The organism is Streptomyces sp. NPDC050439, assembly GCF_040655335.1.
GTDB lineage: Bacteria > Actinomycetota > Actinomycetes > Streptomycetales > Streptomycetaceae > Streptomyces.
Genome location: NZ_JBFAJT010000001.1, coordinates 356,224 through 370,743 on the forward strand (window position 1 = coordinate 356,224; position 14,520 = coordinate 370,743).

Sequence of the window (14,520 nt, forward strand, 5' to 3'; positions counted from 1 at the left end):
GCGGCGGCACCTGGCCGAGAGGAATTGCGCCGCCGCCGCGTACCCGTCGGTGCCCGGAGGGCACCCGGTTGAACGGCCCCGCCCGTGGCAACCGGACGGGGCAACACCGTGACCGCTACGCGTCTACTTCACGCTCCCCGTGAAGATCGCCGTCTCGGTCTCCATGTCCGGCGCGACCTCGATCTGGATCGTCTTCTCCGACTTCGGCATCTCGCACGCCCACGTCACCGTGATGGACCGGCCGGCGAGAAGCCGTGTGTCGGGGCCACCGTCCAGCCCTTGCTCGGAATCAAAGATCGATTCACTTGACTTACCGGCCTTGCCGTAAGAGCAACTGGCAGTGAAGCCCGACGTATCGACGGTCGACTTCCCGTCGTTCTTCACCCGCACACTGAACTTCACGTACGGCGTGTTCTCGGGTGAGCCGTACTCACTGGACGTCCCACGCACGAACTTCGACAGGCTCAGCCCGACATCATTGCTGTACGTCACGGAGTCGTTGAGGCCGGCCACCTCCGGGCCTGTGCTTTCCGGCTCCGGCTCCGGCTCCTCGAGTGGCTCTTCCTCGTCCGCGACCACGTCGTCGGACGCCGCGGAGTTGGCGGCGCTGGTGGTCTCCGACTTCTTGTCGTCATCGCGGCTATTGACGACGACGAAGCCCGTCGCGACCACTGCCACGATGACTGCGGCTGCCGAGCCGATGACGACGCCATTGCTCAAACTCTTCTTCGCCGGCGGCGGAGGCGGGGGCGGAGGGAAGGCGGGCGGAAGCGGCGGTGGCGTGGCGTTACTCATGGGTCCCCCCTGCGGGTTGTGCGCTCTCTGCGCATAATGCGCCCTGTGAGGGAGACGTGAAGGCGTCGTGTTGGATTCGTGACATGCGCACTCCGCGCGGCTGGCCCCGGGGGCGCCGGGCGCTGAGCTTTGGGCCGCATCCCAGAGCCTCAGCCCCTCATCGAGACAGCGCCGCCTACAGGTCCGCGTCCCGGCGGCTGTGCGGTGGTGACGCTTCCCTGCGGCTGAGGGTGTCTGTCGCTGACGTCGTCCCGTCGTCGGGATGGAGTGCGGCTACGTGTCGGGGGGACAGTTCGGGTGGGGTCTCCCCCGCCGCCAGGTGCTCCAGGACCTCCGCGAGTTCCCCGCAGGCACTCTTCACCGACCGTCGGGTGGCGCGCTGTTCCGCGACCATGGCGGACAACAAGAGCGCCGTCAGCGCAGTGGCGCCGTTGAACGCCTGCAGTTTCGTCATGACCTCGACGGCGGTCAGGTCATGGAAGGCACCTCGCTGCTTGTTCGCCTCGAACGTCGTCAGCACGGACGCGAACAGCGCGCACAGCATGCTCCCGGCCAGCTGGAAGCGCAACGCCACCCAGATCAGCAGCGGGAAGACGAGGAAGAGCAGGCTCAGGTCGCCGAGCACCGCCAGAGGTACGACGACCACGGCCGCGAGGCCCAGGCACAGCATCTCCTTCCATCGCCTCAGCCGCAGCGGCCCAGCGGCACCCACCAGCACCAGCAGGAGCGGAGTGACGAGCAGGACGCCCATCGCGTCGCCCACCCACCAGGCCAGCCACACCGACCAGAACTCCCCCGTTTCCAGCCCACCGGTCAGCACCTGCAGCCCGACCCCCGCCGTGGCACTGATCAGCATGGCGCCGAGCCCGCCGAGGAAGACCAGGGCCAGGCCGTCACGCAGCCGTGAGATTCCTACCCGGAAACCGACCCGGCGCAGCATCAGATAGGCGCAGAGCGGGCCGACGGTGTTGCCCGCCACGGTGACGAGCGTGGTGAGCTGAGGGGTGGTGAGGGACGCGATCACGAGGAAGGAACCCACGGCGATCCCGGGCCAGATCGACACGCCGTAGACCAGCAGTGCGGCGACGGCGACACCGGTCGGCGGCCAAATGGGCGTCACGATCACACCCTCGACGGTGAGCCGGCCGAGCAGGCCCAGACGCCCGGCCACGTAGTAGCAGGCGGCCACGGCCAGTGTCTTGAGTACTACCTCCAGGGACAGCCGGAACCGCCGGAACCGTCGAGTCACCAACACAGGGCCATCAGACACCGAGTGGGCCACTTCGGCCATGTGAGGGCCCCTGTCCGGGTCCCGTCGCGCCGCGTCGGTCGCGTCGCGTCACGTCACATCACGTACGCAGGCAGGCACGCCTCTCAGCGATCCGACACCGGCATTGGCACTGGCACTGGCACTGGCACTGGCACTGGTGGCACCGGCACCGCTACAGCGCCCCACCGTCATGGCCCACCACAAGCACGGCGGCATCGTCCTCATGCCCCACCGTGTCCGCCAGCCGCATCACACCGCCGACCAGAGCGTTGATGCCAAGACCGGCAGCCGTGGTGATCTCGGCGAGCCGCATCACCCGCCGCAGGCCCTCGTCGAGGCTCAGTGACGGCCCCTCCACCACGCCGTCGGTCAGCAGCACGACGACGCCGTCCGTGGTGAGCCGGTGGCATACCACGGGGTACTCGGCGCCTTCGAGCACGCCGAGCGGGGGCCCGCACTCTCCTTCGTCGACACCGGACCGGCCGTCGGCCGTGGCCCAGATGTGGGGAATGTGCCCGGCCCGAGCGCACTCCAGTACGCCGGTCGCCGGATCGAGCCGAAGAAAGGTGCACGTGGCGAAGAGGTCCGCGCCCAGGGAGATCAGGAGGTCGTTGGTACGACTGAGCAGCTCCCCCGGGTCGCCCGTGACGGAGGCCAGCGCACGCAGACCCACACGGACCTGGCCCATGAACGCGGCGGCCTTGATGTTGTGCCCCTGCACGTCTCCGATGGACAGCCCGATACGGCCGTCGGGCATGGTGAAGGCGTCGTACCAGTCTCCCCCGACGTTCAGCCCGTGGTTGGCGGGCATGTAGCCCACGGCCAGCCGGACGCCCGGAGGCTCCGGGAGGTCGTGCGGGAGCATGCCGCGCTGCAGGGCCACCGCCAGCTCGACGCGGGAGCGCTGCATCTCCGCGAGCTCCCGGGCGCGGGCAGTCAGGGCCCCGAGCCTGGCAAGCAGCTCGTCGCCGTCGTCGGCCGCCTGCGTACGGAACATCGATCGCCCCGGTTCCGCGAGAGCACCTCGCGTCGGTTCAGCTGTCTCTCGCCTCGTGCACCACTGGCACAACCTCGCCATCAACTTTGCCCGGAGATTCCGGCGCACGCACCCTGTCGGGCCTCCACCGGCAGTCCGACGGGAGTCCGAGCCGGTCGCGGATGGACGCGGGTGGTACCTGGGGGGTGGACGCGGGTACGGCAGAAAAAAAGCAAAGGCAAGGAGAGATCTCTCCTTGCCACTATCAAGATATATCCCAGTGGGGGGCTTGCCACAAGGCCCCGGTCACGGCGCAGAATCATCCGCCGACGCCCCACCCCAGTACGACGCAGCGCGGCTGCCTCGGAGGTAACGCAGTGACTGAGCAGTACGTGTTGGATCTTCAAGAAGTCGACGAGACGCAGGTCGCGGTCGTCGGCGGCAAGGGTGCGCACCTGGGCGGGCTCTCGCGGATCGAAGGCATCCGCGTGCCGCAGGGCTTCTGCGTGACGACACACGCCTTCCGGCGAACCATGGCGGAAGCGCCGTCGCTCGAGAAGCGGCTCGACCAGCTGGCTCGTCTGAGCCCTGACGACAAAGACGAGATCCGCACACTGAGCGCGGAGATCCGTCAGACCATCGAGGAGACTCCCCTCCCGGCCGATCTCTCGACGTCGATCACCCACGCGCTCTCCCGGCACGGCGAGCAAGCCGCCTACGCCGTCCGGTCCAGTGCGACGGCAGAGGACCTGCCCACGGCCTCCTTCGCCGGCCAGCAGGACACGTACCTGAACGTCGTGGGCACGACGGCGATCCTCCAGCACATCAGCCGGTGCTGGGCCTCGCTGTTCACCGAGCGGGCGGTCACCTACCGCCGACGCAACGGCATCGACCACCGTACGGTCCACATGGCCGTGGTCGTGCAGGAAATGGTCTTCCCCCGTGCGTCCGGAATCCTGTTCACGGCCGACCCCGTCACGGGCGACCGGAAGGTCGCCACGGTCGACGCGGGCTTCGGACTCGGCGAAGCCCTGGTCTCCGGCCTGGTGAACCCCGACACCTTCAAGGTGCGCCACGGCGAAGTCGTTGCCAAGACGATCGCCGCCAAACAACTTGCCGTACAGGCCCTGCCCACCGGCGGCACGCAGGAAGTGACCGTCGCCGCACTGCGGCAGGAGCAGCCGGCGCTGACGGACGGCCAGGTCACGGAGCTCGTGCGGATCGGGCGGCGGATCGAAGCGCACTTCGGCCGCCCTCAGGACATCGAATGGTGCCTGACCGACGACGGTGACGGTGACAGCGAGGGTGAACCCGGAAGCGGGGGCTTCCGGATCGTTCAGAGCCGGCCGATCACCACCCTCTTTCCCATCCCGGAGACCGATGACCGGGACAACCACGTGTACGTCTCGGTCGGCCACCAGCAGATGATGACCGACGCCATGAAGCCCCTCGGGTACTCCATGTGGCAGCTGACGGCCATGGTGGCGATGCACGAGGCAGGCGGAAGGCTGTTCGTCGACGTCACCCCGCGCCTGGCCTCGCCCACGAGCCGCGCCGTCCTCCTGGACCTCGTGGGGAAGGGCGATCCGCTGGTCAGGGACGCCCTGGAGACCCTCATCGACCGCGCCGACCTCATCCCGCCGTTCGGGGAGGTCCCGCCGCCCCCGAAGGCCCCGCCGCTCGCGGACGCGCCCCCAGCCGCGCCCCCAGCCGCGCCGCCGGCCGGCGCTGCGCCCGCCGCCCCGATCGCGACCGACCCGGCCATCGTCACCGAGCTGATCGAGCGCAGCGAGGCGTCCGTCGCCGCCCTGCAGCGCGACGTCCGGACGAAGACCGGACCGGCTCTGTTCGACTTCCTCCTGGAGGCCTTCGAGGAACACAAGCGCGTCCTCGGTGACCCCTTGAGCATGCAGGCGATCATGGCGGGGATGGAGGCCACCTGGTGGCTCAACGAGAAGCTGCAGGAGTGGCTGGGCGAGAAGAACGCGGCCGACACCCTCACGCTGTCCGCCCCTGACAACATCACGTCGGAGATGGGACTGGCGCTGCTCGACGTAGCGGACGTCATCCGCCCGCACCCGGAGGTGGTGGCCTTCCTGCAGAGCGCCGAGGACGAGGGCTTCCTTGACGAGCTGCCGAAGCTCGCGGGCGGACCCGAGGCGCGCGACGCCATCCAGGCCTACCTCGACCGGTACGGCATGCGCTGCGTCGGCGAGATCGACATCACCAGGCCACGCTGGAGCGAGTCCCCCGCCACGCTCGTGCCCGTGATCCTCGACAACGTCAGGAACTTCGAACCGGGCGCCGCCGAGCAGCGCTTCGAGCAAGGACGGCTAAAGGCGCAGAAGAAGGAACAGGAGGTGCTGTCCCGCTTGCGGGCCCTGCCGGACGGGGACCGGAAGGCCGACGAGACCAAGGGGATGATCGACCGGATCAGAACCTTCATCGGGTACCGGGAGTATCCCAAGTACGGCATCATCTGCCGCTACTTCGTCTACAAGAAGGCCCTCCTCGACGAGGCGGAACGCCTCGTGCGCGCAGGCGTGCTGCCCGAGAGGGAGGACATCTTCTACCTCACGTTCCAGGAACTCCACGAGGTCGTGCGCTCGAAGCAGTTGGACGAGCAGCTCATCCCGCAGCGCAAAGACGCGTTCCGGGCGTACCAGACGCTCACCCCGCCCCGGGTGCTCACGTCGGACGGAGAGGCCCTCACCGGGGCGTATCGGCGCGATGACGCGCCGGCCGGTGCCCTGGTCGGCCTGCCGGTCTCCGCGGGGACCGTCGAGGGGCGGGCCCGCGTCATCCTGGACATGTCGCAGGCCGATCTCGAAGCGGGGGACATCCTGGTCACGTCCTTCACGGACCCCAGTTGGTCCCCGCTGTTCGTCGGAATCGCGGGGCTGGTGACGGAGGTGGGCGGCCTGATGACCCATGGCGCGGTGATCGCCCGTGAGTACGGTTTGCCGGCTGTCGTGGGCGTGGAACAGGCCACGCGCCTGATCCGTGACGGGCAGCGTATTCGCGTCCACGGAACCGACGGGTACATCGAGATCCTGCCCTGACCGACCCCACCGCCGCACTGCCGCACCGCCGCACCGCCGCACCGCCGCACCGAACCAGCGAGAGGCGGTGCCACGCTCCGGCCTGAGCTCACGCGCCAGGCCGGGCGCCGGTCTCATGCGGACGCGGCGGGTTCACTGAGTGTTCCTGGTGTGCCGGGTGTGCCGGGTGCGGATCGAGGGTGCGGTGGAGGTCCTGCACCTCGCTGAGCCCAAGTCCTTTGCGCGGAGGCCGCGTTCGGGCGGCGCGTGAGCCACGGGACAGCAGATATCCGGCCAGTGCGGCGGCGAGGCCGGCCAGCCCCGCCGCCGCGAAGCCGCCGCCCGGCACGGAGGCGTCGATCGCGACCCCGACGATCGGCGTTCCGAGCGCGAAACCCGCGCTCAGCGCCGAGGACTGCAGGCCCGTCGCCTCACCACGTACGCCGGCCGGCGCGAGTCGCATCACCGCGTCGGCCACCGTAGAAAGAGTCGGCGCGACGAGCAGCCCCGAAAGGGCGACGGCCACGCACAACCAGGGCCAATCGTGGGCCATCCCCGCCGGAATGGTCGCAAGGCCGAGCAGACCGAGCAGCAGCCACGTCGGCACCGGCCGGGACAGCACGCCGTAGACCAGCCCGCCGACGACAGAGGCCGCGCCGTACGTCGCCACGACCACGGCGGCCCAGGAGACCTGTCCGGATTCCTTGAGGGTGGCGACGATGGCCAGGTCGGTGCCGCTGAGCAGCATCGTGGTGCCGAACGCCATCATGAGCATGGCGATCATCCCGGACCCCAGCCACTCCCGGCGACGGGGGCGTACGACCGTACCGACGCCCGCCTCGTCCTTGGTGCGCAGCGGCGGGTCGAGAAGGGCGATGCCCGCTCCTCCCACCACGATCGCGGCACCGACACCCCATGCGACCACCTCCGGGGACCATTTCGCCGCGCAGAGGATCACGATCGGCGGGCCCATGATGTACGACAGTTCGCCCTGCACCGATTCCAGCGCGAAGGCGGGACGGCGCTGTTCCGCCGTCGTCATCGCGGCGATCGCCTGTCTGGTCACCGGCTGGGCCGGCACCATCAGCAGCCCCGCCGCGAAAGCGGCGCCCAGCAGGGTTCCGTACGGCAGGATCGGCACGCTCAGCCAGAACACAACCTGGACCACGACAGTTGCCAGCAAGACCGCGCGCAGGCCCCGCCGGTCGATCATGCGCCCGAGCAGCGGCCCGCCGAGCGCCAGTCCGGTGGTCAGCGCCGCCGCGACACCACCGGCTGCCGCGTAGCTCATGTCCAGACCCAGCACGACGTACATCGTCAGCGCCATCACGTCGGCCGTGATCGCGGCTCGCGCGAGCAGTGAGATGCCCAGCAGCGACGCCATCCCTGGTACGGCGAGTATCTGTCGGTATCCGGTCACTTGTGTGACGCTAATTCCCGCGTCACGACATAGGTAGTGGTTATTTCGCTGGAGCTGCCATAGTAATTATTTATGGCCAAGGACCTTGAGACCGCGTTGCTGCGGTCATTCGTCGCCGTCGTGCGGGCGGGCAGCATCAGCCGCGCCGCGACCACGCTGGGCAGGACCCAGCCGGGGCTCAGCCAGCAGGTCCGCAAGCTCGAGAGCACCGTCGGCCGTCCGCTGCTCTACCGATCGCCGTCCGGTGTCTCACTGACGCGGGCGGGCGAGGAGCTCCTGCCGTACGCCGAGCGCATCCTCTCGCTCAGCGCACAAGCACTCACCGAGACCGGGCGCGCGCTGAGCGGCCGTTGCGGCGTCGGGCTCCTCGAAGACCTCGCAGCGGCCCAGCTTCCACAAGCTCTCGCCGACCTCGCCCGGCTGCACCCCGGTGCGACGCTGGAGGTGCTGAGCTGTTCCAGCGCCGAGATGCGGGAGGCCTACGAGGCAGGCCGCGTGCAACTCGTGCTCGACGAGGTGCCGGTGGTTCCCGCGCCGCCGCGCTGGACGGTTCGCCGCCCGCTGGTCTGGGCGGTCGGCCAGGGCGTGGATGTGACCTTGACCGCCGATCCCCTGCCTGTGGTGCTCTTCTCGGGTACGTGCACCTGGCGTACGGCGGTCCTGGAGACCCTGGAGCGGGCCGGCAGGCACTGGCGGGTGGCGTTCGAAAGCAACAGCCTGGTCGGCGTACTCGCAGCGGTGCGGGCCGGGCTCGGCGTCGCCGCACTCATGCCCACGAACCTCGAACCGGGCATGGTCGGCCACGACACGAACGCCCTGCCCACCCTGCCGGACGTCGAACTCGGCCTCGCACGGCACCCACGGACCGAGGGGGATCCGCTGATCGACGCGGTGGAGACGGCGCTACGACGCACGCTCTGAGGCGCGGCAGTCAGCGAACGCGGCGGATACGGATCGGGCCGCGGGCCTTGTCCGGGTCAATGGCCCGGCCGCCCTGGGTGATCTCCACCTCGCCGGCCGCCACCAGGCGCCGCGCCGCGCGGCGGGCCGGTTCCATGAGCTCACGCCAGCCGTCGTCGTCCCCTTCGTACACCGCCCGCGCGGCGTCGGACGGGCAAATGGTGGCATCCGCAACCCGCCCCTCAAGCAACTCCACGATCGCCCGCTCCAAGCGCTGCCCGTTCCGCCGCTCCTTGTCACTCACGGCGCCAGTGTCGCACCGCCGACGCCGAATATCGGGATGTCGCCACCGGTCCCTTTGCCTTTCCTCCAACGCGCCCGGACGGTCCGGAACAGGTCCAGCCGGGGGCAACGTCATCGGCAAGACTCAGCGCGGGCCCCGGGCAGTGCCATCGGCGACCTTCCTCCACAGGACCACAACATCTGGCGTCTGCTCGTCTGGCACAGGCCCCTCGATCAACCAACCGTCCTCGACGAGGAACACCCGCTGGCGCCGGCTTCCACCCGGGGCCGATAGCTCGGCCCGGACGGTCAGGTGCGTGCGATCCCAGCACAGCGCTCGAATCGGCCCCTGAGACCTCAAGGGCCGCAGAGTGAGACGACGAGGCCCTCCCAAAATCCAAGGAGCGAAAACGAGTTGGATGCAGTATTGATCGTCACGCTCATAGATCCCAGCTAACCGCTGCAGATCAGACTCCGGTCGCCCGGGCACTTTGGGACGCGTCCGTGTTGCTACATCGCGAGTAAGGCTGGTGCGTAGACGACTTCCCTGGACCCGCACGTACTCTCGCACCGCAGGTATCAAGCGTTCCTCACCTGACTCCTCCCAGCCCCATCCGTCACTGATCCGTTGCAAGGTGTCCTGCAAGGCTAGGTATTCACCACGCGCGGCCATCGAGAGAAATAGGCCGCCCGTTCCGAAGTACCAGGCTTGCAGGCTCTCCGCGAGCTGCTTCACTTCGGCAACCCGAAAGGTTGTCGGCGGGACATACTTCGACAAGGGTTCTAAACGGCCCCATAGGTCTGTGTACACGTCAATGCGCTTCTGCCGAAGATCCGCGTCGTAGTCCAATGCAAGCTTGCTCCGCGTTCCGGCGTAGGTGACCACGCTGGACAGGAGCGCTCCAGCGGTCAAGGTCAACAGAGGTATCAGCCACGTCCCCACAATCGGCCTCCAAGGCAGTCGCGTCGGACCCGCCTCCGTTACCTCAGTGTGGCAGCCCGCCTTGGCCCGATGTGGGGCGATTTTCAGTACGGGCGCTTGCAAACTCAGCGCCGTGCTGGCTCCGAAGACCAGGCCCCGCGGCCCCTCCGACCATGTTGGCCGACAGCCTCAGGGACACACCTGCGCCACCAGGGCCGCCAGCGCCTCCCCCAGCGGGAGTTCGACGCGCTGGGTCGCCCAGCGGTCGCCTCGGGTCGGGCCCTGGTTGACGATCAGGACCGGCGTGCCCGACTCTGCCGCCTGGCGCACGAAGCGCAGGCCGGACATGACGGTGAGGGAGGAACCGAGTACGAGCAGGACGGCGGCTTCGTCGACCAGGCGGCGACAGTCCGCCACCCGCCCCGGAGGGACGTTCTCGCCGAAGAAGACGACGTCCGGCTTGAGCACCCCGTCGCCGCAGGCCGCGCACGCCACCACCCGGAATTCACGTACCGCCTCATCCGGCAGTTCCACGTCGCCGTCCGGGTTGACCCGCGCGGCTCGGTAACGCTCGGCGGCGGCCTCGAACCCCGGGTTGGCCTCTCTCAGCCGCTGGTCGAGCTCCGCTCGGGTGCTGCCTCGCCCGCAGGTCAGGCAGACCACCCGGCTCAGGCTTCCGTGCAGTTCGATGACGTTCTGGGCCCCGGCCGACTGCTGCAGCCCGTCGACGTTCTGCGTGATCACGCCGGTGACCAGGCCCGCGTCGGACAGCGCGGTCACGGCCCGATGACCTGCGTTGGGGCGGGCCTGCGTCATTGCCCGCCACCCCAGCTGACTGCGCGCCCAGTACCGCCGTCGGGCATGCTCGGCGCCGATGAACTCCTGATAGGTCATGGGCGTGTGCCGACGCAGGGAACCGTTCTCGCCGCGGTAGTCCGGGATGCCCGACTCCGTGGACAGCCCCGCGCCGCTCAGCACCACGACCTGGCCCGCGCGCACCGCCTCGACGACAGCGGTGAGGTCGTTCGAGGCCGGGAGCACACCGGCAGTGGGCTCCCAGGTCAACGTGGGTCGCATCCGCATGCCTGCCAGCTTACGTCCGCGATCACACGGTCAGTTGTCCGTCGGGGTCGAGCAGTCGAAGCAGCTCCTCGAACTCACCGAGCCGAGCCGCCGCCAAGAACGCCTTGACCACCTCACGCTGTCCTGGCCCGACGCTTCCCGGCCGCTCGGTCGACTGCACCTCTCTGCGGGCGCGGCTGGCACCGCGAACATCTACACCCATGCCGCCGCCGCACACTTCAGTCAGGAAGAACTGGGCGCGATCACCATGGAGATCGCGCTGACCAATTTCCTCGACCGCATCAACCGCACTTCAGTACGTTCACCTTCGGGAGCGAACGGTGCCGGTGGTGCGCCTCTGCGATGGCGCCCAGCGCGGGGCGCTCCAGCGCGCGATAGGCGAGTACGAGGAATTCGTGCGCGAGGGCCTCGCGGTCCGGGTCGCCCGCCGACGCCCAGTGCAGGTCACGGCCCAGGAGCAGCGCCTCCGTGGGATCGCCCTGCGCGCAGCGGCGGCGGGCGTCCTCCACGTTCGCCCGCAAGGCGGCGGCATCGTCGAACAGGTCGTACATGTAGGTCGCGAACTTGTACTCGTCGGCGCCGCGGTGCCCGGGGCGGTCCAAGGTGGAGGCGCCCGAAGCGAGCCCGCCTGCTCCGTCCAGCGTCGTGATCCGGTCAGGGTCCACGGGCCCGGCGGGCCTGTCGTATGTCGAGGAGTAGGCGAGACCGACTTCTGGCCGATCCCCCGTCTCCACGGCGGTCAGCGCGTCACGCAGCTGGGCCAGATGATCGCGTCGCGCCTCCGCCCCTTCGTCCCGTACGTCGTCCTCGATGTCGCGCCACACTCGTTCGAGGAGAGCGCGTACCGCCTCCAGCGGCGTGCTCGCGGTGGTGTCGATCTCGCCGCCGTCATTGTTGTAGTAGGAGGCAACAGTTCTGCAGGTACGGCCGTCGTCGAACCACAGGCCGTAGTGCAGACCGTCCGTACCCCCGTGCATGAAGGTCAGGAACTCGGGCGGGTCCCGGTAGTAACGGCCGTGCACGCGTACGTCGATGTCCTCGACCGGCATCCGGTCAGGGGCGCCGAACAGATCCATGATGCCGAACGGGCTGACCCCCATATCCGCCAGCGCGCGCTCTTCGACCGGACCAAGTGACTCAAGGAAACGCCAGAACCGGAAGATTGACTCGGGCAGTTCCAGACCCCAGTCACGCAAGACGCGCGCTTCGACGGCGGCTCGTGCTGCCGGATTCCACGAGTTGCCGCTCATCGAAAGTCCCCCAAGTTGTGGCGTACGTACGCCGAATCACTACGACGAAGGGCGAGGCTATCGAAAGCCCGCGCATGGCCGGACAGCGTCCTCCTGCACTGCTCACCCCGCCGAGGTCAGGTCGCAGCAGGCAGCCCCAGGGCGGCCATGAGCCTTGAGGAGAGTTCTTCCGCGAAGAGGGCCGAGCCGGTGAGGGTTTGTCGGATGGCTTTCTCGTCGGGGGTCAGTCCGGCGGCGGTCGACCAGGCGAGTGCGCCGGCCACGGCGGGTTCCACGGGGAATTGCTCCAGAGGTATCTCGTAGTCCTCCGCCAGCTCGCGGTTGAGCAGGCCCTCCCAGGTGCTGCCTTCCGGCGTGGCAGCTTCGACGAACCCCAAATCGCTGTCCACGAAGGACACCATGACCGCCGGTGTCCCTGTCTTCTGCACAAGCGCCGCCAGACTTCGCTGCCCCGCGTCGGCGAACTCCGTCACGCCCCAGCCCTCCGCCCGCGCCTCCGTGTCTTCGATGCCGGTGAAGCCGGCCGCCCGCATGAGCTGGTGCAGTTCACCCGTGGAGCACTGGGTTGCCAAAGATCCGCCTGAGTTTCCCATGGGCCGCAACCTAGCGGACGCCTCTGACAAACAGGCCCGCGGAATGATCTCCCCGGCGCGCATGGATCCGGCGCGGCGGGGCACCCGGCGAAGGCTGGAAGGGGAGGGCTGTACGCCTGGGGAGGTCGAAGGGCCTCCCCTTCCACCTCAGAGTCGCCACAACGTGTTTCGGCGCAGAGCAACTGCGCTCTCCGCGTCAGTCACCAGTTGATCCCGGCTGCCACCGGCAGATGGTCGCTGCCCGTTTCCGGCAGCACCCACGCACTCGCCGGCTCCACGCCCCTGACCAGGATCTGGTCGATCCGCGCCACCGGGAAGGACGCCGGCCAGCTGAAGCCGAGGCCATCACCGGCCTCGTCCTGCGCCGAGCGCAGCTGCGAGGTGATGTCGGCAAGAGCGCGGTCGGTGGTGGTGCCGTTCAGGTCGCCGAGCAGTACCACCCGCTCGTTCCGTTCGGCGGCGAGGGCCTTGGCGAGCGCCTTCGCGCCACGATCCCGGTCGTCCGTCATGAAGCCATCCCTGGGAACCACGCGTACGGAACCCAGGTGGGCCACATACACCGCCAGCGGACCCTGGTCCGTGGCCACCGTGGTGCGCAGTGCCCGGTTGTAGGTCATCTTGACGTCGGCCGGCTTGGCGTCCCCCAGCGGTCCGTAGTCCATCTCGGTGTCGACCGGCCGGGTGTCGGACAGCGGCAGCTTGCTCCACAGCCCGACCGTCCCCTTCGCCACGTGATACGGATACGCCTTCGCCAGGCCCTTCTCGTACAGCGGCTTCGCCTGGGCACTGATCTCCTCCAGGGCCAGTACGTCCGCCTCGGAGGCAGCCAGCGCGCGGGCGGTGCCGGACGGGTCGGAGTTATCGGCGCCGACGTTGTGGCTGGCCACGGTGAGGTCGCTGCCGGAGTGGGACTTGTCCATGAGCAGCCCGCCGAAGAGGTTCAGCCACACCGTGACCGGTACCAACAGCGCGATCACCGCGGAGGCGGAGCGACGCCACAGCGCCCCGGCCAGCAGCACGGGGACCAGCAGGCCGAACCATGGCAGGAAGGTCTCCACCAGGCTGCCGAGGCCCCCGTAGTCCGTGATCTGTGCGTGCAGCAGCATGAACAGGCCCAGCAGCAGGGCCAGGGCGGTGAGCACCGGGCCGCGCTTCCAGGGACCCGGGCCGCGCTTCCACAGACACGGCCCGCCCGGCCCTTCCGGCCTGTCCTGGTCGCCCTGGTCTCGCTGGTCTCGCTGGTCGCCCTCGTGGCCCTGACCGGTCTCCTCCTCCGTGTCGACCTGCACCATGCTCTGTCCTCGCTCGCTCACGCTCACTGCTGCATCCTCGGGTCCTCGGTGGGGTCGGCATACGTACGCGGGCAGCCGTGATCGGCCGCTTCGGGGCGTAGTTCGTAGTGCCACGGTTCGTTCTTGTAGATCTGGCACAGCCCGTACTCGGCACCGTGCTCGGCGAGCCACTTCGTGGCATCGGAGCGGCCGAGGTCGGCCGCATCCCCTGACACGTGGGGAGACGTCGCCGCGGTGGCCACCCATCGGGCGGCCTCGTCCTCGGAGCCGTACTCGGCGATCGCCTCGCGAAGTAGCTGGTTCTGGTAGTCCGCGGAGCGCCAGCCGCTGTTGACGTAGACCTCGACGCCGTCGTCCGCCGCATCCGTCGCGGCCTGGCGCAGGGCCTTGAGCAGCTCCGTGTCGAGGCGGGCCACGGCCGGAGTCGCGTCGTCGAAGACCGTCACGCCGTCCGGGACCACGCCGTCGTCCTCGCCGAGCGCATCGCGGTTACGGCCACGGTCACGATCACCGTCACGATCGCTGCCGATCGAACTCAGGGGTGACGCGGCCGTGGATGACGAGGGCTTGAGTAATCGCCCGCCGAGAGCCGCGGTGATCGCCGCTATGACGACTGCCAGGCCGAGCAGGCAGAGCAGACCTACGGCAAGGCGTCGGCGCATCCGTCGAGGCATCCGCTGAGGCGACTGGCGCGAC

General features: G+C 68.9%; 13 protein-coding genes. 2 read left to right on the top strand and 11 right to left on the bottom strand.

Annotated features, from left to right (window positions below; genetic code table 11):
- Positions 1 to 123 precede the first annotated feature (123 nt).
- From AB0I66_RS01690 to AB0I66_RS01700, 3 genes are all read right to left on the bottom strand, one after another.
- The gene (locus AB0I66_RS01690) at positions 124 to 720 is read right to left on the bottom strand and encodes a hypothetical protein (RefSeq protein ID WP_363205664.1); all 597 of its coding nucleotides are present in this window, start codon (positions 718 to 720) and stop codon (positions 124 to 126) included.
- 250 nt (positions 721 to 970) lie between these two features.
- A complete protein-coding gene (locus AB0I66_RS01695; protein WP_363205665.1) occupies positions 971 to 2,044 on the bottom strand; it encodes an MASE1 domain-containing protein in 1,074 nt (357 codons plus the stop codon).
- A gap of 193 nt (positions 2,045 to 2,237) precedes the next feature.
- Complete coding sequence (locus AB0I66_RS01700) at positions 2,238 to 3,062, bottom strand: PP2C family protein-serine/threonine phosphatase (protein WP_363205666.1); 825 nt, start codon at positions 3,060 to 3,062, stop codon at positions 2,238 to 2,240.
- A gap of 356 nt (positions 3,063 to 3,418) precedes the next feature.
- Between AB0I66_RS01700 and rph the strand changes: the two genes are divergently transcribed.
- Complete coding sequence (gene rph / locus AB0I66_RS01705; protein ID WP_363205667.1) at positions 3,419 to 6,103, top strand: rifamycin-inactivating phosphotransferase; 2,685 nt, start codon at positions 3,419 to 3,421, stop codon at positions 6,101 to 6,103.
- 88 nt (positions 6,104 to 6,191) lie between these two features.
- On the opposite strand, the gene AB0I66_RS01710 is transcribed toward rph, so the two are convergent.
- Positions 6,192 to 7,502, bottom strand: a complete 1,311-nt coding sequence (locus AB0I66_RS01710) for an MFS transporter (protein WP_363205668.1) — start codon at positions 7,500 to 7,502, stop codon at positions 6,192 to 6,194.
- 72 nt (positions 7,503 to 7,574) lie between these two features.
- Here AB0I66_RS01710 and AB0I66_RS01715 point away from each other — a divergent pair, with 72 nt between their 5' ends.
- Positions 7,575 to 8,423, top strand: a complete 849-nt coding sequence (locus AB0I66_RS01715) for a LysR family transcriptional regulator (protein WP_363205669.1) — start codon at positions 7,575 to 7,577, stop codon at positions 8,421 to 8,423.
- Between the two features lie 10 nt (positions 8,424 to 8,433).
- Here AB0I66_RS01715 and AB0I66_RS01720 read toward each other — a convergent pair whose 3' ends face one another.
- The 7 genes from AB0I66_RS01720 to AB0I66_RS01750 all read right to left on the bottom strand — a co-directional run bounded on the left by AB0I66_RS01720 (position 8,434) and on the right by AB0I66_RS01750 (position 14,486).
- The gene (locus AB0I66_RS01720; RefSeq protein WP_363205670.1) at positions 8,434 to 8,706 is read right to left on the bottom strand and encodes a DUF3253 domain-containing protein; all 273 of its coding nucleotides are present in this window, start codon (positions 8,704 to 8,706) and stop codon (positions 8,434 to 8,436) included.
- Between the two features lie 1,089 nt (positions 8,707 to 9,795).
- Positions 9,796 to 10,689 (bottom strand): NAD-dependent protein deacetylase, encoded by an 894-nt coding sequence (locus AB0I66_RS01725; RefSeq protein ID WP_363205671.1) that lies wholly within the window; start codon positions 10,687 to 10,689, stop codon positions 9,796 to 9,798.
- A 22-nt stretch (positions 10,690 to 10,711) separates the two neighbouring features.
- Complete coding sequence (locus tag AB0I66_RS01730; RefSeq protein ID WP_363205672.1) at positions 10,712 to 10,891, bottom strand: hypothetical protein; 180 nt, start codon at positions 10,889 to 10,891, stop codon at positions 10,712 to 10,714.
- Positions 10,892 to 10,970: 79 nt separating this feature from the next.
- The gene (locus tag AB0I66_RS01735) at positions 10,971 to 11,939 is read right to left on the bottom strand and encodes an ADP-ribosylation family protein (RefSeq protein ID WP_363205673.1); all 969 of its coding nucleotides are present in this window, start codon (positions 11,937 to 11,939) and stop codon (positions 10,971 to 10,973) included.
- Between the two features lie 116 nt (positions 11,940 to 12,055).
- A complete protein-coding gene (locus AB0I66_RS01740) occupies positions 12,056 to 12,532 on the bottom strand; it encodes a hypothetical protein (protein ID WP_363205674.1) in 477 nt (158 codons plus the stop codon).
- A 200-nt stretch (positions 12,533 to 12,732) separates the two neighbouring features.
- The gene (locus AB0I66_RS01745; RefSeq protein WP_363205675.1) at positions 12,733 to 13,851 is read right to left on the bottom strand and encodes an endonuclease/exonuclease/phosphatase family protein; all 1,119 of its coding nucleotides are present in this window, start codon (positions 13,849 to 13,851) and stop codon (positions 12,733 to 12,735) included.
- Positions 13,848 to 14,486: a M15 family metallopeptidase gene (locus AB0I66_RS01750; RefSeq protein WP_363205676.1), complete on the bottom strand. Its 639-nt coding sequence runs from the start codon at positions 14,484 to 14,486 to the stop codon at positions 13,848 to 13,850. The genes AB0I66_RS01745 and AB0I66_RS01750 overlap by 4 nt, the downstream gene beginning before the upstream one ends.
- Between the last annotated feature and the right edge of the window lie 34 nt (positions 14,487 to 14,520).

Bases quoted from the DNA above. Each gene is read 5' to 3' on its own strand.
- AB0I66_RS01700 (WP_363205666.1), bottom strand. From the start codon at position 3,062: ATGTTCCGTACGCAGGCGGCCGACGACGGCGACGAGCTGCTTGCCAGG.
- AB0I66_RS01715 (WP_363205669.1), top strand. From the start codon at position 7,575: ATGGCCAAGGACCTTGAGACCGCGTTGCTGCGGTCATTCGTCGCCGTC.
- AB0I66_RS01725 (WP_363205671.1), bottom strand. From the start codon at position 10,689: ATGCGGATGCGACCCACGTTGACCTGGGAGCCCACTGCCGGTGTGCTC.
- AB0I66_RS01730 (WP_363205672.1), bottom strand. From the start codon at position 10,891: ATGGGTGTAGATGTTCGCGGTGCCAGCCGCGCCCGCAGAGAGGTGCAG.
- AB0I66_RS01735 (WP_363205673.1), bottom strand. From the start codon at position 11,939: ATGAGCGGCAACTCGTGGAATCCGGCAGCACGAGCCGCCGTCGAAGCG.
- AB0I66_RS01740 (WP_363205674.1), bottom strand. From the start codon at position 12,532: ATGGGAAACTCAGGCGGATCTTTGGCAACCCAGTGCTCCACGGGTGAA.
- AB0I66_RS01750 (WP_363205676.1), bottom strand. From the start codon at position 14,486: ATGCGCCGACGCCTTGCCGTAGGTCTGCTCTGCCTGCTCGGCCTGGCA.